The organism is Pseudomonas sp. ANT_H12B, from assembly GCF_008369325.1.
Lineage (GTDB): Bacteria > Pseudomonadota > Gammaproteobacteria > Pseudomonadales > Pseudomonadaceae > Aquipseudomonas.
On the sequence record NZ_VOBI01000018.1, the window covers coordinates 99045 to 117167 of the forward strand.

Annotated in this window: 17 protein-coding genes and 2 pseudogenes; 9 read left to right on the forward strand and 10 right to left on the reverse strand. The window is 53.5% G+C overall.

From position 1 onward, the window contains the following. Nucleotides 1-75: 75 nt before the first annotated feature. Nucleotides 76-978 carry a LysR family transcriptional regulator gene (locus tag FQ185_RS23825; protein ID WP_149419571.1) on the reverse strand — a complete coding sequence of 301 codons (903 nt, stop codon included), beginning with the start codon at nt 976-978 and terminating at the stop codon, nt 76-78. Nucleotides 979-1145: 167 nt separating this feature from the next. On the opposite strand from FQ185_RS23825, the gene FQ185_RS23830 reads away from it, so the two are divergent. From FQ185_RS23830 to FQ185_RS23840, 3 genes are read left to right on the forward strand one after another with little or no spacing between them, the layout of a single operon-like run. Beyond that, a complete protein-coding gene (locus tag FQ185_RS23830; RefSeq protein WP_149419572.1) occupies nt 1146-2444 on the forward strand; it encodes an exo-alpha-sialidase in 1299 nt (432 codons plus the stop codon). Beyond that, nucleotides 2441-3052 (forward strand): hypothetical protein, encoded by a 612-nt coding sequence (locus tag FQ185_RS23835; protein ID WP_149419573.1) that lies wholly within the window; start codon nt 2441-2443, stop codon nt 3050-3052. Before FQ185_RS23830 ends, FQ185_RS23835 begins: the two co-directional genes overlap by 4 nt. 29 nt (nt 3053-3081) lie before the next feature. Further along, entirely contained in the window at nt 3082-5118 is a 2037-nt protein-coding gene (locus tag FQ185_RS23840) for an LTA synthase family protein (protein WP_149419574.1), read from the forward strand. Between the two features lie 392 nt (nt 5119-5510). On the opposite strand, the gene FQ185_RS23845 is transcribed toward FQ185_RS23840, so the two are convergent. The 6 genes and pseudogenes from FQ185_RS23845 to FQ185_RS23875 all read right to left on the reverse strand — a co-directional run bounded on the left by FQ185_RS23845 (nt 5511) and on the right by FQ185_RS23875 (nt 10815). After that, nucleotides 5511-6149 carry an antitoxin Xre/MbcA/ParS toxin-binding domain-containing protein gene (locus tag FQ185_RS23845; RefSeq protein ID WP_256730476.1) on the reverse strand — a complete coding sequence of 213 codons (639 nt, stop codon included), beginning with the start codon at nt 6147-6149 and terminating at the stop codon, nt 5511-5513. A gap of 341 nt (nt 6150-6490) precedes the next feature. Beyond that, a pseudogene (locus FQ185_RS23855) lies at nt 6491-6752 on the reverse strand (hypothetical protein); the annotation flags it as partial. 293 nt (nt 6753-7045) lie between these two features. Continuing rightward, entirely contained in the window at nt 7046-7984 is a 939-nt protein-coding gene (gene copD, locus FQ185_RS23860) for a copper homeostasis membrane protein CopD (RefSeq protein WP_149419575.1), read from the reverse strand. A 3-nt stretch (nt 7985-7987) separates the two neighbouring features. After that, nucleotides 7988-8371, reverse strand: a complete 384-nt coding sequence (copC, locus tag FQ185_RS23865; protein ID WP_019821291.1) for a copper homeostasis periplasmic binding protein CopC — start codon at nt 8369-8371, stop codon at nt 7988-7990. A 369-nt stretch (nt 8372-8740) separates the two neighbouring features. Then, nucleotides 8741-10129 carry a heavy metal sensor histidine kinase gene (locus tag FQ185_RS23870; protein WP_149419576.1) on the reverse strand — a complete coding sequence of 463 codons (1389 nt, stop codon included), beginning with the start codon at nt 10127-10129 and terminating at the stop codon, nt 8741-8743. Further along, nucleotides 10126-10815, reverse strand: a complete 690-nt coding sequence (locus tag FQ185_RS23875) for a heavy metal response regulator transcription factor (RefSeq protein ID WP_020795035.1) — start codon at nt 10813-10815, stop codon at nt 10126-10128. The genes FQ185_RS23870 and FQ185_RS23875 overlap by 4 nt, the downstream gene beginning before the upstream one ends. A 205-nt stretch (nt 10816-11020) precedes the next feature. On the opposite strand from FQ185_RS23875, the gene FQ185_RS23880 reads away from it, so the two are divergent. From FQ185_RS23880 to FQ185_RS23900, 5 genes are all read left to right on the forward strand, one after another. Next, nucleotides 11021-11374, forward strand: coding sequence for a co-regulatory protein PtrA N-terminal domain-containing protein (locus FQ185_RS23880; RefSeq protein WP_149419577.1), 354 nt, complete (start codon nt 11021-11023; stop codon nt 11372-11374). A gap of 164 nt (nt 11375-11538) precedes the next feature. Next, entirely contained in the window at nt 11539-12075 is a 537-nt protein-coding gene (locus FQ185_RS23885; protein WP_149419578.1) for a plastocyanin/azurin family copper-binding protein, read from the forward strand. Nucleotides 12076-12168: 93 nt separating this feature from the next. After that, nucleotides 12169-12420: a DUF2933 domain-containing protein gene (locus tag FQ185_RS23890; protein WP_149419579.1), complete on the forward strand. Its 252-nt coding sequence runs from the start codon at nt 12169-12171 to the stop codon at nt 12418-12420. Nucleotides 12421-12422: 2 nt separating this feature from the next. Continuing rightward, a complete protein-coding gene (locus FQ185_RS23895) occupies nt 12423-14780 on the forward strand; it encodes a heavy metal translocating P-type ATPase (RefSeq protein ID WP_149419580.1) in 2358 nt (785 codons plus the stop codon). Between the two features lie 111 nt (nt 14781-14891). Then, entirely contained in the window at nt 14892-15092 is a 201-nt protein-coding gene (locus tag FQ185_RS23900; protein ID WP_149419581.1) for a heavy-metal-associated domain-containing protein, read from the forward strand. Nucleotides 15093-15147: 55 nt separating this feature from the next. On the opposite strand, the gene FQ185_RS30890 is transcribed toward FQ185_RS23900, so the two are convergent. Beyond that, nucleotides 15148-15387 (reverse strand): metal-sensing transcriptional repressor, encoded by a 240-nt coding sequence (locus tag FQ185_RS30890; RefSeq protein ID WP_306108881.1) that lies wholly within the window; start codon nt 15385-15387, stop codon nt 15148-15150. Here FQ185_RS30890 and FQ185_RS30730 point away from each other — a divergent pair. Then, nucleotides 15301-15648 (forward strand): annotated as a pseudogene (locus FQ185_RS30730) (cation transporter); the annotation flags it as partial. The gene FQ185_RS30890 and the pseudogene FQ185_RS30730 sit on opposite strands and share 87 nt — an antisense overlap. Nucleotides 15649-15672: 24 nt before the next feature. On the opposite strand, the gene FQ185_RS23915 reads toward FQ185_RS30730, so the two are convergent. Continuing rightward, nucleotides 15673-16596, reverse strand: coding sequence for an NAD(P)/FAD-dependent oxidoreductase (locus tag FQ185_RS23915; protein ID WP_149419582.1), 924 nt, complete (start codon nt 16594-16596; stop codon nt 15673-15675). A gap of 487 nt (nt 16597-17083) precedes the next feature. Continuing rightward, nucleotides 17084-17479 (reverse strand): DUF305 domain-containing protein, encoded by a 396-nt coding sequence (locus FQ185_RS23920; protein ID WP_256730477.1) that lies wholly within the window; start codon nt 17477-17479, stop codon nt 17084-17086. Nucleotides 17480-18123 lie beyond the last annotated feature (644 nt).

An 18123-nucleotide genomic window follows, 5' to 3' on the forward strand; every position in this document is an offset into this window, starting at 1 on the left:
TATCTTCCATCAGCCACCAAAACAACAGAATAACCAGCAAACGCAATCCATTATTTCAACCAGCGCAATAAACCATCAGCCCTGCAAGGCCGGATGCTCGCGTAGCGCCTTTACCGTAAAGTCCACAAAACTGCGAACCCGCGCCGAGGCTTTGCGGCCGCCCTGATAAACCACATGGATGGGCCATGGAGGCAGTTCAAAATCTGCCAGGATGATTTCCAGCTCACCGTCCGCCACTTTGCTCGCTACCTGATAAGACAGGACTCGGGTAAATCCCAGACCCAGGCATGCCGCGGTGATGGCTGCCTGATTCGACGTCACCACCAGACGCGGCTCATGTCGAACGCTCAATGGCTCTCCCGCTTCGAGGAATGGCCAGGTTCTCATCTGACCGATGGCGGACGTCGCAATAATCGGTGCCTGGGCCAGATCTTGCGGGTGTCGAGGCCGACCCTGGGTCGCCAGAAGTTCCGGCGACGCACAGATGACCCGCCGCACCTCACCAACCCGAATCGCATGTTGGTTGCTATCGGGCAGCTCTCCGATGCGCACCGCTACATCAATGCCCTCCTCGACCATGCTCACCACTCGATCGACCAGCAAGCCATTGATGCAGACTTCAGGGAACTGAGTCAGGTAACCCACCATCACCGGCGTGACGAACAGTTCACCAAACAGCACTGGCGCGGTCATTGTCAGTAGCCCACGGGGCTGGGCGTGACTGCCTGCCGCCGAATCCTCGGCTTCCTGCACCTCAGAGAGAATCCTCCGACAATCTTCGAGATAACGCTGACCCGCCTCACTCAAATACACACTGCGGGTGGTGCGCGTCAGCAGCAGCGTCCCGATGCGTTTTTCCAGTGCTGCCACCGCCCGGGTGACACTGGCGGCCGACATGCCCAAACGCCGCGCAGCGGCCGAAAAGCCTTGATCTTGAGCGACGGCCGCGAAGACTTGCATTTCCTGGAATCGGTCCAACGGGCTCGCCCTCGGTTCAGCGGTAAAGTAGCAATTGGATCCAAGTTCTTCGACATGAAAAGCGCTACAAATATTTAGTTACAAAATAACAAATCATTAAATCCGATCTTGTACTACGTGGTGTTAGGTTACGGTGCCTGATCTGGTCTAGATGTTCAGCCTTCATTATGCCCACCAAACTATCCAGTATTCCTGCCCTAGGTGCTTACCTGGCACTTTCCTGCCTGTTCGCGACCGCCTGGTTTGTTAATCCTGCCAATACGCATTCGTCCTTTGCCCTGATAAGTCCGGTGATGGCCGTGGCCGGTCAAGTGGCCAAGCCCATCTATACCAGTCGTTTCGCCTCATCCGGGCTCGTCGACTTCGTGCATTCCTCGGCGGTAACAGCGTTGCCTGACGGTAGCCTGATGACAGTCTGGTTCGCTGGCTCTCGCGAAGGCGCTGCCGATGTGCAGGTGCGCTCTGCCCGTTTCGACGTGAAAACCGGCGAGTGGGGTGCTGAGCAGGTATTGGCCACTCGGGGCTCGACCCAACAGGGCACCAAGAAATACATTCGCAAGCTGGGTAATCCGGTGGTTGCACTCGCTCCGGATAATCGTCTGTGGTTGTTCTACGTGTCCGTGTCCATGGGTGGCTGGGCCGGTAGTGCGGTCAATGTGATGGTTTCAGACGATTTTGGTGAACATTGGTCCGCTCCACGCCAACTGATCACTTCACCCTTCCTGAACATCAGCACCCTGGTCCGTTCGGCACCGGTGTTTCATGTCGACGGCTCCATTGGCTTGCCGGTCTACCATGAATTTCTGGGCAAGTTTGCCGAGTACCTCTACCTGAGCTCAGACGGCGATGTGATCGACAAATTCCGCATCAGCCACGGCACGAATTCATTGCAACCCACGGTGGTTCCGCTCGACGGGCAGCGCGGCATCGCCTTGCTGCGTTATGCCGGCAACACCCACCACCGTGTTCTGGCGACTCGCACGGAAGATGCCGGACAAACCTGGAGCGAACCTTATCCGCTCGATCCCTCGAATCCGAACTCATCGTTGGCCGCCATCGCGACGCCCGAACATGGGTTGCTGGTGGCTCTCAACGACCTGCAAGAGGGCCGCTTCAAGCTGAGCCTTTATGGAACCGACGCAAAAATGGACGACTGGCGTTCGTTGCGGGATCTGGACAAGTCACCTGACCCACAGGGCGCTCCGTTTTCTCCCGAGGCCTACAAGGAAATCATCGGCAAAGAATTCCGCGGTTCCAGTGGTGCGCTTCGCCAACCATTGGAGGCGCAGTTCCTGGATAACCTCGACAACCGCGTCTGTAAAAGCGAAGGGTGTGAATTCGAATATGAATACCCGTATTTCATCCGCAGTCCCGACGGTATGTATCACTTGGTTTATTCCTGGAACAACACCTTCATCAAGCACGTCACGTTCAACGATGCGTGGCTAAACGAGCGTCTGAAATGATCAGTCTGTGGCAAGCCCATGTCAGCTTCGCAATGATCATCTTCCTGGTGCTGCCGTCTTTCGGCTTGCAAAAAACCGCGCGAATCGCACTGTTGGCCGCGTTGCTGGCAGTCAGCTTCATCCCGCTGGACGGCTTGTCATTGGCTGCGTATTTGCGCAGCTACATTGATGACCTTGCGATCACTTCCATGGTGTTCATGGCGTGGGGCTGTTTGCGTCGGCTGGAAATCCTGCCACCTGCGCGGAGTAAAACCAGCGTATTGGTCCTCTTCGCCGCGATGGCCCTGGTGCTCTACCCGGCAACCCTGGGCTTGAGTGATCTGGACCCCTATCGGCTTGGCTACAGCCCACGCCCCATGCTGATTGTCTTCGCGCTGCTGACGCTGGGTCTGTTTTACCTACGCAACGGCCTGGCAGTCGTGATGCTGGCCAGCGCGACACTGGCCTTTATCGCGGGGATAAAACCCTCGCAAAACTATTGGGACTACCTGATTGATCCACTGCTGGGTCTGTATTGCTGCGGCGCACTGCTGATGCTGGCCACGCGCTGGACGAACCGCCGGTCAAGCAAACGCGGTGCAATGAGTGACATATCCAAATCAGTTTGATTTAACGACTTTTTAACAGGGGAACATGGATGGGTTGGCTGCAATCGAGACGTTTACATTACTGGCTGGGCGCGACAGCGATTACGTTTGTGCTGTTTGCAGTGCTCAGGGTCGTGTTCTTTTTTGGCTTTTCCGGTTTCGACGCCAAAGCCCTGATCGATGAAAAAGCCGTCCTGGAAACGTTGGGGATCGGCTTTCGTTTCGATCTGCGCCTGGCCATCCTGGTGATGTTGCCGGTGGCGTTGCTGGCCTGGATTCCTCGCTGGAACCTGATCGGCAGCCGTCTGCTGCGCCTGATCGCACGCACATACCTGGTCGCAGCCCTGAGCGTCCTGCTGCTGATTTACATCATCGATTTTGGTCATTACGCCTACTTGGGCGTGAGGATCAACGCCACCGTGCTGCGCTTCATCGAAGATGCGCAAATATCCCGCGACATGGTCTGGCAAACCTACCCGGTTATCTGGATTTCACTGGGTTGGCTGGTAACGGTCGTGCTGGTGGTACTGGCGCTGGTGCGCCTGGAGCGCGTCACGCTGGACCGCCCCCGCAAACGCATTCACCCGCTCTCCGCGACATGGGGTGGCGCGTTGATGGTCGTGTTGGTGCTGCTGGGCATTTTAGGTCGTGTCGAAAACATGAACCTTGAAAACCCCGTCCCGTTGCGCTGGAGCGATGCATTCTTCTCGGGCAATAACCAGGTTGCCGCGTTGGGCCTGAACCCGGTGATTTTCCTTTACGACACAGTCAAGGTCGGCCAGTCGCGCTATGACGAAGCGCAGGTACGCGAACACTACGCGGCGATGGCCAATTACCTTGGGGTCGACCAGCCCGATCCGCAAACCCTCAATTTCGTCCGTCATCAGGCACCACAACCCTACAAAGTAGCGGGTTCGCGGCCACCGAACGTGATGTTCGTCATGCTGGAATCCTTGGGTACCAGCGCCGTCGGGGCCTACGGCAACCCGATCAATCCGACGCCCAATATTGATCGCCTGGCCACCCAGAGCTGGTTCTTCGAGCACTTCTATGTGCCGGTAACAGGGACCGCAAAAACCGTCTGGGCCAGTATTAGTGGGGTCCCGGACGTTACTCGACAGGAAACCGCGACGCGTAATCCGCTGATCACCAAGCAAAACACCCTGATCAATGCCTTCACCGATTACGAGAAGATCTACACCATCGGCGGCAACTCCGGTTGGGCCAATATGAATGCCTTGATTCGACAAAGTATCGACGGGGTGCGTTTGTTTGAAGAGCGGGACTGGAAGTCGCCGGTGGTGGATGTCTGGGGGATTTCAGATCTGGATCTGTTCAAGGAAACCGACCAGATCCTGCAAGCACTGCCCAAGGACAAACCGTTCTTCGCGTATGTCCAGACGGCTGGTAATCACCGGCCCTTCACGATTCCCAAGAGCAATGACGGGTTCGAGGTCAAGCACCCTACCCTGGCAGAAGTACAGGCTGCAGGCTCGCGCAGTGTCGAGCAGTACAACGCCGTGCGTTTGCTGGACTTCAACATCGGACGCTTGATGGAAATCGCCAAAGCAGGCGGCTGGTACGACAACACCATTTTCGTGCTGTTTGGCGACCATAATACCCGTATCGCCCAGATCCCGTTCCTGGCGCCGGCCTACGAGCAATTGGGCCTGGAAAGCAACGCGGTGCCGATGATCATCCACGCCCCGGGCTTGCTTGGGACGCGTAAGGTCGAGGAAGCGGTCGGCCTGGTGGACTTGCTGCCAACCGTGGCGGGCATGGCCGGCCTCGAGTTCCGCAACAGCGGCATGGGTCGTGATATTCAGCAGCCAGCGCCCGAGGGTGAACGCGTCGTGCCTTTGGTATTGCGTGAGGGTACGTTCCCGCTGATCGCCGGTGTCACCCAACATTACATGGTGCAGATGCAACACGATGGCAGTTCACCGACCCTTCACGATCTGGCCTCGATGACACCGCTGGACGACGTGGCTCAGAAAAACCCGGAGGAGTTCAAACGCCTGGTGCAACTGACCCGCGGCATGCATGAAACCTCAAGGTTGATGCTGTACCAGAACGTGCGCAAGTAAACCCTGAATACCAACCAACAAAAAGGCCGCGACAGAATTGTCGCGGCCTTTTTGTATAGCTGGCGCCAAACAACATAGTTTGACACACGAACATCAATAAAATCAGTCATTTACAGGGCCAGCAGAGCTCTCCAGATGACAACATAACTTGACACAACCCATGGCGATATTCGAATGACGGGATGAGTTTATAACAACATAGTTTGACACTACCCGCCGGAGCCCTTTTTAAAATCGAGATTGCTGCTGAACAAAATATTTTGACACCAGCGACTCAGTGAATTCAGGAGTAAGCGGCTTAACGGAGCACGCCATCTGAATGAGTATTTTGACAAAAATGCCCGTAGCAGTCGGGTACCCGCTTGTGATGGTTCTACTTAGCTACGGTTGGATCAAAATGACATGCCCTCAGCTACCTGAATCAGCATTTCTTCGACCCGATGTGCGCCGTGGGTTGTGGTGAGCATCTCAGTTGGACTTTTGCCCGAAAAACGGGATTTGGGTTTGGAAAGCCATTGCTTGGCCTTCCCTGCGTCCCCGAAGATCACCTCGGCCACGGCGATAATGTGTACAAAGCGGAACAGTCGATCGCTCTCATCCACCGTTAAGAGCTGATTGCTGACCAATTTTGTTTTGAGCGTTTTGAGTGGAATGATTCTGTCGCGCTCTTCCGGACTTATGGTTCCAACGTCGCAAAGCGACATCATCATCCTGGCCGAGAAGCCAGCTACGATCATGTCGTGAATGTCCTGATCAGAGGCGTTTGAGGGGATATTAAGAGATGCCTCCAGCCGAATGCGGTAGGCATGATAAGCATCATCACGCAGGACTCCAGCAAACACGGACTGCACTGATGTTGTGCCATGCGTAGGCTTCAGCACTATTGTGCCATTGGCTACCGTAATCGTCAGATCGTCCCCAACACCTACCCCCATTTTGACAAGCAATTCTGGAGGTAAATCAACGATGACATCGCCGCTACCGTCCTCAGTATTCTGGCATTTGACTATCCAACGCTCGCTTTCACTCATGATCGTCCGGCTCTCATTTCGTCATTAGAGAAGACACGTCATTATGCTCGCGCGCAGAGCTGATCTCGTCATTGGATAACCGTGCATAGAGGCAATTCTTGTTGGGTATTGCGACGAGCGGCTGCTCCCTCCGGCGCATCGGCAAAGATGCCAGCGAAAAGCTCGACTGCACGCCCGCCGTTTTAACTTTCGAGTGCTCATCGGACGGAAATGGGTCTGCGACAGCCATCGGCCTAGTAAGAAAGATACTCGCCGAAGGGAAGGAAATCAGTCGTAACGCGAGTTGGTGACTTTCCATTGGCTGGAATCATCATCCAACCTAGTCCGAACCTCGACTGCTAGCTCCAGCGATCCGGGCCCCCCATCGGGGTAGTTCTGTACGCCTAGCAGTAACTTGGGATCGGGTAGTTCACCAGCGGGGATGGCCGCACTACTGGCGGCTTGAATTTTCGCGTCTTGTGCAGTCAGCGACGGCGCATTGTTTTCAGCCAGCTGCAACGCTTCATCGAGTGTCAATGCGGCAGCGAGACTCGGCAATGCCAGTACGCTTGCCGCCAGGCCGGCCACGAGGGACCACCCTGTGCAATAGCACTTGGAGTTCATGTTCATGATTCCTGTGATGATCCACTGCGCGCGTCATAAGACATGCACGCAGATATGCCATCCCGCTAACGCAGAATGAGGCTCAGTGTGGTACAGGAATCAAGTGCGGGGCGGTCGCCATACCCATGGTTTTCATGGGGCAGGGCTCAGTCGGCGCCTGAACACCCGCCATCCCGCTGAGGGGGGAGCGCCAGGCTAATCAGGCAGGTAGCGTTTCATGGGCTGGAGTGTAGCCGGTGGAAATGGCCCTTACAATTCACCTTCTAGACTCCTTAGTCGGCTGTCGCCAACCTCTATTCCGCGCTCATTTCCATTTCCGGACTTAAAGTGCCTAACCATGCGACAAGACAAATTATGATGACTGCCATTAAAAACTCGAGTGTCATGCTGCGGCGCAAGGCATTGACCGCGGCAGAGTATTCTCCATTTCGAACTGACCGCTCCAACACCGGACTTAGGTGAAAGCGGTTCAGCGTGGCTAACACGATCATCCCGGCAAAGAGCAGGACCTTCAAAAACAGCAGTACACCGTACGTACTGAGCATCACTTCATCGAGATTTGGACCGATGACAAACAGGTAATTCACTACGCCTGTGATGCTTATGATCACTACGATTACAGCGCCGGCCGATTCAAAACCAGTCAGCACCCGTGCAAGAATTCGAGCTTCTTGTTCGCCCTTTAGCGATTTCAACCGCAGCAGTAGAGCGAATGCCAATAGAGCACCCAACCAGCCACCTGCGGCTAAAAGATGGAATATATCGGTGATGAAATGCCAGTAGCGTCGGCTGCCTTCATCCATGGCGCCGTGCCCTGTCCAAGCCAACGTCGCCAACGCAATCGCTCCGCATACGGTGACGATCCAGAGACTGGGTGTTGGAAATCGCTTATTCAACGCGACGCCAATAATTGCCATCACCAAGGCAGCTATTCGGACCATCCAGGTCAACCCGACGTCGGTCCCCATGAGGACCATTTCAAAAATATGATGATGTAGCTCCATAAGCTCCGACACACCGCTCATTGCTTTCGCAAGCAACAACATGGCGACAAGGGATAGAGCTACACCTGCGACAGAAGTACCGTAAAGAAGCGACTCAAAATTCAAGACCGTGCCCGATACTCTTTCCTTTCCCCTGAGGCTGTACAAGCCGAAAATTGCCAATCCGAATAACAACATCAGGTCGAAATAAAGAGCAAAGCGAACCACAATATTTATTGAGTCGCTCATAAATCATTTCACTTTAAATGAGAAGTTGCCGGTGATCGGGTGAGTGTCCGAGGAGACAGCACGCCATTCGACTTTGTAGGTACCGGTGGTCAAAGGTGCTGCCGGTGTAATCACCATCGTTTTCGGATCACCGCCACCAGCGACGGCGGCCTTAACACCCATTGGGGAGTTCGGCATGCCAGGCATATCGGTCATGATCAGTTTTGCACCGGAAAACTGAGTGGTGAGATTCTCAGAAAAGTGCAGTTCAATTTTCGAAGGGGCCGCCGCATTCGAGCCTTCTGCCGGAGTGGAAGAAAGGAGCTTTGGATGTGCTTGAGCAACTGCACTCAGAAGCAAACCAGCGGTAAGTGCAACAGCTACGGTCGTAGTTTTAAGGAATGACATGCAAGACTCCTCACAGCAAGAGCTGTTGATTCGAGGTTTGTTTGGGAATATCTAGTTTTTACTTTTCGATTCTTGTTAAAACCACTGATGATTAGCTAGTAGCCTCCGTGTTCTAGGGTAGGTTGAACACGAGAAACTCACTAGGCCCCAACGTCACAGTGCAAGAACACGATGCCACACGAACGCAAACTGTTCGATTACATTTCAGTCAGCTTGACGCGGTGTTTGGCCTCGAATTGGCGGGCGTAGCGAGACTTAAAGACGAGACCGCGTGCCCGCGATACTAGGGTTTTCACTCATTCAAAAATAACGAAAGTGGACGCTGGGCGTAGGCTGAGAGATCACCGTTGATCGCAAATGCGCCGTTGTTCAGCTGACCTTCAAGTCAACACTAGGAAACTCTAGATGAAAGGCCGTTCTCCCGTCACATGACGTACACCATATCTTGCCATCATGCGCTTCAATTATTGATCGGGTAATTGACAGACCTAGCCCCGCGTTGCTGGGACTCCCTTCTCGCCGAGCTGGGTCCACCCGGTAAAAGCGATCGAACAGCTTTTCAAGATGTTCGGGAGCAATTGGCTCTCCAAGGTTCTCCACAACGACCAATACCGACATCTCCTTCTGCTGAATATCGACACTGATGGACTTCCCTTCATAGGTGTAGCGCAGCGCATTTGAGAGCAGGTTAGAAATGGCTCTGTGGAGCATAAGAATATCGCCTCGAACACTGCCCCTTCCTGAAACCGTGAGCTCAATGCCTCGCTCATCAGCCAACAGGCGATAGTATTCGAGCAATTTCTCTACGACTTCCACCAGGTCTATCGGTTTGTTCTCGTGCGTGATCAGACCATTGTCAGACTTCGCTAGAAAAAGCATGTCATCGATCATTCGCCCCATACGCTTCAAATCATCAAGATTTGAGTACAGATTGTCTTCGTAGTCCTCGATATTTCTTTTTCTAGAAAGCACCACTTCCGTGTGGGTCATCAAGTTGCTGACGGGGGTCCGTAACTCGTGAGCAATGTCCGCAGAGAAATTCGATAAGCGAATAAATGCATCGTCCAACCTAGATAACATTGCGTTGAATGACAGCACCATTTGCTGAAGCTCTTTGGGAACTGGTGCTAATGGAATACGCTCTTTGAGTGATTTAGCTGACATTGAGGCCGCGACCTGGGTGACTTGGCGAATAGGCCGCAGGCCACTGCTCGCGACCATCCAGCCCAACGCTGCACTGACCAGCGCGCTGATCACCAGCCCTATCCAAAACCATCGCTCAAGCGTCTCGAAAAAGGACATATGCTGAGTAACGTCAAAAATCAACATGACGGTCAATGGCTTGTCTTGTCCCGTCACTATGGCTTGTGCCGTCACTCCACGGAACATCTGCTCTTGATCTCTCCACTCCCAGACGTTGTTGTTTGGGATGGTGCGGAATTCCTCAGGAACATCGACGGGACCGGGATCAGCAAATAGTAGTTTGCCGCCACCATCGATTATTAGTGCAGTCAAATCACGGTGAGCGCCAAGCAGCGCCTCTAGCTCAGGCTTAACATCACTGAATTGATCAATGCTGTTCAACCCCGTCAGAATTCTTTGAGTCGAATGGAGTTTTTCGTTCAGCGCCTGCTGATCCAGCATCTTGAAATGATGCCGGCTGAGGTTATTGAAACTGAGTCCGGCAACGGTGAGAACGGCCGTTACCGCGAGCATGAACATAAGGCTCATGCGAGCTGTCAGGGACATTCGCGTCATTCCGACTCCGAATCAGGTGCGTCGAGCATGTAGCCCATACCCCGCGAGGTGTGAATCAGCTTGACCTCAAAATCATCATCGATTTTTGCTCTCAGTCTCCTTACTGCGACCTCAATAACATTGGTATCGCTGTCGAAGTTCATGTCCCAAACCTGGGAGGCGATAAGTGATTTTGGCAGCACCTCCCCTCGACGACGTAGCAACAGCTCAAGCAGCGCAAACTCTTTGGCCGTAAGGTCTATGCGCTTACCTCCACGAATGGCCCGACGCTTGAGCAGGTCCACCTCCAGATCAGCCAATTTCATATAGGTTTGAGAGGGAGCGCCGTTACCCCGACGCAGCAACGTTCTGACACGAGCCAACAGTTCAGAAAATGCGAAGGGTTTGATCAGGTAATCATCTGCCCCGAGTTCAAGTCCTTTCACTCGATCTTCAACGCGGTCTCGCGCCGTGAGGAAGAGCACGGGAACATCTTTTCCGGATGCACGAACCTTCTGAAGTACTTCCCAGCCATCCAGCCCAGGCATCATGACGTCTAGAATCAGCAGGTCATAGGCCTCGCTCAAAGCGTGCTGAAGTGCCACTTTGCCATTGGTAAAGCGATCCACATTGAACCCCGCCTCCGTGAGTCCTTGCTCCAAATAGATACCTATTTTGGGTTCGTCTTCAGCAACCAGAAGTCTCATGAGGGTGGCTCTCGGATAATGATGAAGCGCAGTCTGCAACGAAACACGCCAGCCAACCAGCAACTGACAGAAAAGTAATATTGGCTTCAGGTAAATGTCAGCGAGCGCTGTCTAGGGTTCAAGCATGAGTACTTCCTGGTGCTCGACCGACTCTTCAGCATGAAACGTTTGGGAGCCGGAAAACAATTCCATAAGGAGTTGCCCCATGAATCGCCTGAAAATGCTGTTTTTTGTGAGCTCGATACTCGTCTCAGCTTCTGCATGGGCTGAAAGTGGCGGAGACCGGGTGATAGAGCGTATGGAAGGCCTGCGCGACAAGGCTGAAGCCGTGCTGACTCAAGCTGAAAAAGCCCCTGAAGGACAGCGTCATGTCCACATGACCGAGCATATGAAGATGCTCGGCGACATCATGAGCCAACTCCATAAAGAACATCCAGACACCTCAATGTCACCCCAGCAGCACCTGGCCTGGATGGAAAAGCACGACAAAATCGTCGATGACGTTTTGAGCCAAATGCAGCGCGAGCACAAATTGATGCTTTCAGAGAATCATCAGTGAAAACCGGCTTCCAAAGGGCTTTTTGAACAGTACCGTTGACTACGGCGTCTTTGGACGCCGTGTTTATTTTGAAAACTGACAGAAATGTAGTGTTCAGGTCAGTTAACTGGCAGCTCCGTGTCTTTAGCATAGCCAGTGCTCCCACTCTTACTCTCGAGGTCACTATGAAAGCTAAGCTCGTTTCCCCTGTCATCGCAGCAATCACTCTACTCTTCGGTGCTACGGCTATGGCCAGCGCAGGGCATGGGAAAGAGGACATCGGCCAGCCTGGAGTCGCCTCTGAGGTTACCCGTACGGTGGAGGTCGAGATGGGCGATATTTTCTTCAAACCTGAAAGCATCGACGTAAAACCTGGTGAAACTATTCGATTTGTCCTTCGCAATGAGGGTTCGCTGCTGCACGAGTTCAACATCGGCAAAGCCGCTGCTCATGCAGCACACCAAAAAGAAATGGCGAACATGTTCCAGAACGGGACGCTTAACCCCACCGGTACTGGGAAAACGATGAGCGGTATGAGCCACAGCATGGGTGGAATGAAGATGGTCGGAATGGAGCACAACGACCCGAACAGCGTCCTGATTGAGCCTGGCGCAACCCAAGAGCTGATCTGGACCTTCAACAACAGCACAGGCCTTCAGTTTGCCTGCAACGTGCCGGGGCATTATCAGACAGGGATGGTTGGTCAGTTTGACCTGAAGTAAGCCGGAGCTGGCTGCTAACACCGCTTCGACGCAAGAGTTGGCTACGCTCTGTCGCAGAGATCACAGCAACGCTCACACTGTGGGGTTTAGATCATGAATAACCATCAGCATCCGGATGGAAACACCACCGCACCATTTTGGAGGCGCAAAACAGGCGTCGTACTGATCATGCTCATTGCGATTGGTGCCTTCTACGTGTTGCGGGAGCATTTCAGCCACGTTTATCCGTTTTGGCCTTATCTGATTCTGTTGATCTGTCCAATGATGCATTTTTTTGGACATGGGCATGGCGGACATAGCCATGGCGATCAGGCAGCAACCCACAAGGACGAAAAAGGGAAATAGCGATGTCTACCATACCGAGCCACCACGACCACAGTCACGCCCATGCTGCCCCGCCTCATGACGGTGATCTACGCGACCCGGTGTGCGGAATGGCGGTTACGCTCCCAAGCAAGTATGGCGAGCTTTATAACGGACAGACTTTTCAATTTTGTAGCCTGAAATGCCAAGAGAAGTTTCGAGCAGATCCTGAGCGCTACAACGGTACTCATCCGAGCGCAAAACCCCACGTCACCGCTCCAGAGCCTGTGGTACAAGCTGGCACTGAATTTACCTGTCCGATGCACCCGGAAATACGCCAGCCCGGGCCCGGCAACTGCCCTAAATGTGGCATGACATTAGAGCCGGTCATGCCCGCGCTCGATGAAGAAGAAAATCCTGAACTTCGGGATTTCGCCCGCCGCTTTTGGTGGTCTCTGCCATTAACCGTGATAGTGACCGTGCTCGCCATGACGGGACATTCGTTACAACTCCTCCATGGCTCGATCCAAAACTGGATCGAGCTCGCTCTGGCGACACCGGTGACCTTATGGGCAGGTTGGCCCTTTTTCGTAAGGGGCATAGCCTCTATTAAAAATCGCAGTCCAAACATGTGGACCCTGATTGGTTTGGGTACCGCCGCAGCCTACCTTTACAGCGTCATGGCAACGCTCTTACCCCAAAGCTTTCCCGCCACCTTCATGCAAGATGGACGCATCGGCGTCTACTTCGAAGCCGCCGCGGTCATCATCTCGCTCACCTTGCTTGGGCAGATTCTTGAGCTCAAAGCCCGATCGCAAACCTCCGCCGCCATTAAGTCCCTTCTCGGTCTATCGCCCAAGACCGCACGCCGGATCAATGCCGATGGACAGGAAGAAGACATTCCTCTCACCCATGTCCACCTTGGAGACCATCTGCGGGTCAGGCCTGGTGAAAAGGTACCAGTTGATGGCTCAGTACTGGAGGGTGAAAGTGCGGTGGATGAGTCCATGCTCACTGGCGAGCCAGTGCCGGTAATGAAGAGAACTGGAGATAGCCTGATCGGCGCCACGCTGAATACACATGGCAGCTTGGTAATGGAGGCGCAGAAGGTCGGCGCCGAGACCATGCTGTCACAAATCGTACAGATGGTCGCTCGGGCTCAGCGCTCCAAAGCACCAATGCAACGAATGGCCGACTCTATTGCTGGCTACTTTGTCATGGGTGTTATCGCGATTGCGATACTGACATTTGTCGGTTGGGGGCTTTTTGGCCCTGAGCCCAGTTGGGTTTTTGGTCTGATCAACGCTGTCGCCGTGCTGATCATCGCTTGCCCCTGTGCGTTGGGTCTTGCTACGCCCATGTCGATCATGGTTTCGACAGGTAAAGCAGCCAGCATGGGTGTGCTGTTCAGGGATGCCAGTGCCATCGAAAACCTTTGCAAGATCGATACGCTGATTGTCGATAAGACAGGCACCCTGACAGAGGGACGGCCAGTGTTTCACAGTGTGGAGGCCACACCCAGTTTCAATCCCCACGATGTTCTTCAACTGGCTGCCAGCCTTGATCAGGGCAGCGAACATCCCTTGGCTCATGCAATCGTCGATCACGCCCGAACCGAGAGCATTAAGCTCACCAAGCCAGAATCCTTTGAGTCTGGTTCAGGTATCGGGGTCAGTGGCATCGTTGATGGCAAGAAGATCCAGCTGGGGAACACCGCGTTGATGGAAGCCGCAGGCGTGAGGACCAAACCCCTACAAGAGCGTGCAGAGTTGTTGCGACTTGACGGCATCAGCATCATCTACCTCGCAGTCGACGGGGTATTGGCAGGGTTATTGGCAGTATCAGATCCAATTAAGCCGACCTCCAAAGAAGCAGTCACCAAGCTCAAGGCTGATGACATCAAAATCATCATGGCTACTGGCGACGGGCTCACCACCGCTCGGGCCGTCGCCAGGGAGATGGGGATTGAAGAAGTCCACGGTGAAGTGAAACCTCAGGACAAGGAGCGTCTGGTCGCAGACCTCCAGCAATACGGCCGGAAGGTCGCCATGGCTGGTGACGGTATCAACGATGCTCCGGCCCTGGCGCGAGCAGATGTGGGCATTGCCATGGGGACAGGGACTGACGTTGCGATGAATAGCGCGCAACTCACGCTGGTAAAAGGCGACCTGATGGGGATTCTACGAGCACGGGCTCTTTCGGTCGCAACAGTAAAAAACATGCGGCAAAACTTGGGTTTCGCCTTTCTTTACAACTCGATGGGTATTCCCCTTGCCGCAGGCTTGCTCTATCCACTGACGGGACACCTCCTGTCGCCAATGATCGCTGCCATAGCCATGAGCGTCAGTTCTGCATCTGTAGTTTTCAATGCGTTGAGACTGAGGAATACCCGAATTGACTGAGCGTCAATGACGCTCACAACCCAAAACAGATAACTGTTGACCTTGCCATTGTGTCAACGTTGATGCTGTCGGTGCGGTGAAAAGAGACCGCTCAGCACGAGAGGAATAACCATGTTCGTCTTAGATGTATCAGGCATTGGTTGCGGCAGTTGCGTCAGCAAAATCACCAAAGCGATTCAGTCACTGGACAACGAAGCTACGGTTTCCGTGGATCGGTCAGCCGGTAAGGTGAGAGTTGAAAGCAGCGAAAGCCCAGAGCAGATTCGTAAAGCTGTCGAGGCGTTAGGTTTTCCTTCCCAAATCAGCGCTTGAGAGCGCAGATTCCTTCCGAAGGTAAGAGCGCCGTATGCTCGGGCTCCCTTTGGGTTCATTTCAAATATGAACGCAGAGCCGAGATGACCTGATCCAGGTCGTCTTGACGTTGCTCTGGAGTTACAGCTTCAGCGCCTAGATGCTCACGGATCTGCCCTTCGAGCACCTCTGCCATCAATCCATTCACCGCGCCCCTCACCGCTGCCATTCCCACACGCATGATCATGGGTATGGGTATGGGTATGGGTATGGGTATGGGTATGGGTATGGGTATGGGTATGGGTATGGGCATCATGATCTAAACCTACGTTCTGCCTACATGCATTTACTGGCTGACGCGGCTACTTCGGTACTCGCTATTCTAGCTTTGATTGGGGGCAAATTTTGGGGAGCCGCCTGGCTCGCCCCTGTGATGGGTATCGTTGGCGCAGGTCTTGTAGCCAGTTGGGCATGTGGTTTGATCCGTCAAACAAGCCGCGTACTGCTGGATGCCGAGATGGATGCCCAGATCGTCGAGGAGGTACGGGAAGTCATTGCCTCTAGCCCAATCCCGGCAAGATCGTCCTTGGATATCAACTTTTTAGCGATAATTATCCTTGAGGGTATTGTGTATCGCGGTTGCCGCAGTCGCCGCATGGGCGACTCCAACACTCATCTGATTGAGCGCATTAACTACATCGCCCGCGGCATACAATCCATGGACTGACGTCCGCTGATTGGTGTCCACCAACAGCTCGCCCTTGCTGTCAACATTTACGCTTAGACTTTTCGCCAACTCGGTCCGAGAGTTGCAGCCAAGCATCGGGTATAGGGTGTCAAAACTGAGTTCGCCGCCGCTCGCTAAGCGTAGCGACAAACGATGCCCTTTGATCTTGCGGATATGTGCGATCGGATCCTCGATGATCCGGATCCCTGCCTGTGCAATTCTGAGACGTTCGTCGTTGTCTAGCCCCGTGTCGCCCGGTTGCACAAAAAAGGTGAGCTGGCGGGTGTAGGTCCGAAGAAATAGTGCATGTCTGAAGCCTTCCTTGGCGGAGGCGAGAAGAGCAACGTCCTGATCGATGACATCGTATCCGTCGCAAATCGGGCACCAGCGCACATAGCCACCAATAGTGGCCTCACGCAGATTGGGAATATCGGGGTGTTTATCAACAACGCCGGTGGCAAGAATCACAGTCAACGCCACAACGTAGTCATCGTCGATATTGGCGATAAAGTCATTCCCTCGCTTTGTTAGCGATTTTACGGAGGCTCGCCGGATATGAACATTGTAGCGCTCTGCCTGCTTGCGCAGCCGTGTCAATAACTCGGCACCCGAAACACCCTGAGGAAAACCCGGATAGTTGTGCGTGATCGGGATCAGCTCTGCACGGCTCTGGCCGGCGTCGACCAGTAAAACCTGTCGACGATAGCGTGCCAAATAGATAGCCGCCGTCAGCCCGACAGGGCCTGCACCGACGATAAGGCAATCCACCGCATGATATTGAGCCTGTTTGCTTGTCATCTAGCGCTCCAGTTTTGCCAATGCTGTCGGATGCCAGAGCCCTAACGTAGTGTACTGAGGCCCTCCAGTTCGCGCGAAACCAGCGGCCATATCCAGGGTCGCAGCGGGGCATGATTGTCTGGCAGACCACGCAGCACTTACCCGAAGATTGAGGAGTAGTGATAGCAGGGTAATATCGACCATCATGCTGTTATCGAAATTAGCCCGGACAGAACGCTTTGGCCCACGTCCTGGTTACGTTCTATCACTTCCTCTCCTAAGCCGGTCGGGCTTCACAGGCGCAAGGACAGATCATCGTCTCGGGCTCAGATCAGTGCCCCTGTTTGCAGACCTTTGACCAAGCGCGAATGCTCTGGAAATCCATGGTCCAAGCGGAGCTTGGGTTTGCTCCTACCATTCAATGTGATGCGCACGGGTGAGAATCACCGGCTAAACCGGTGCGGAAATTTCTGTCAAAGATGCAACGCACAGATCGACATCACCATGGTCATGGTTTTTTATTCGCTTTAATCCACTGATCGAATACGGCGATTTCCTTTTCCTGTGCGGCAATTATGTCCTTGGCCATTCGGAGCATCTCTGGATTTTTCCCGTTCTTGAGTTCGGCTTGCGCCATCTTGACTGCCATCTGGTGATGCATGCGCATGTTGGCCGCGAAGTCATAATCCACATCGCCGGTCTTGGACATACCACCCATTTTTTTCATGCTGTCCATCTTCGAGTGATCCATCTGCTCGGAAGGCATCGGCATTGTTTCGCTTTTCGCGGGTTCTGCGGCATTGGTCCACGTCGGCGCTGTCGCCATGACAGCGACAGCCATCGCTACCGCCCTCACTGATAAAGTGAACCGGTTAGTGCTGCTGTGCTTGATATGCTGTGACATTGTGAATCTCCTGGTTAAAAGGCGGAAAATTGGCATATACATACGGCTGCGACATTTTCGATTAAAAACATCTGATCATTTTTCGGCAGATAGCGAATGAGAATATGGCAAATAGATGCCAGACGTGATGTGAGCAGGAAACTGTTTCATGGGGTTCCGGCACCTACGTACTCAAGGGCTCATATTTCACCCTAGACCACGCTAGGCGGACAGTCGACAGAAATGAATATTACATTCTTGTCAGGTTTCAGTCGGTTAGCATTTCGTCGCGAATATGCTGTAGGGAAAGCCTAAAAAACTATGGTTGAGCCCAGATAGAATAGATGACTTTCGCGAATGCCGAGTCCGCCAACAGACCCAAGCAGACTCGCAACCGCTTCATATTCATATTCAGATGAATCAGTTCTTAATGTGGAAGGGATTCATTACCTTGATGGAACGAGACAAACTACCCGAATGATAATGGCGATGGTCCAGCGCAGACGTCAGTGATCCGGTCGTGGGTAATATCAATAACCGTCAGGCCAATACGCCTTCCTGGCGCCAACGCTTATGAGTTAAAACAGCCTCCACTTAAATTATGCGAGCCTTTCGCGCTTAGTGTTGGAGTCATTTAGGCAAATCTTAGCTATAAAGATGAGCCA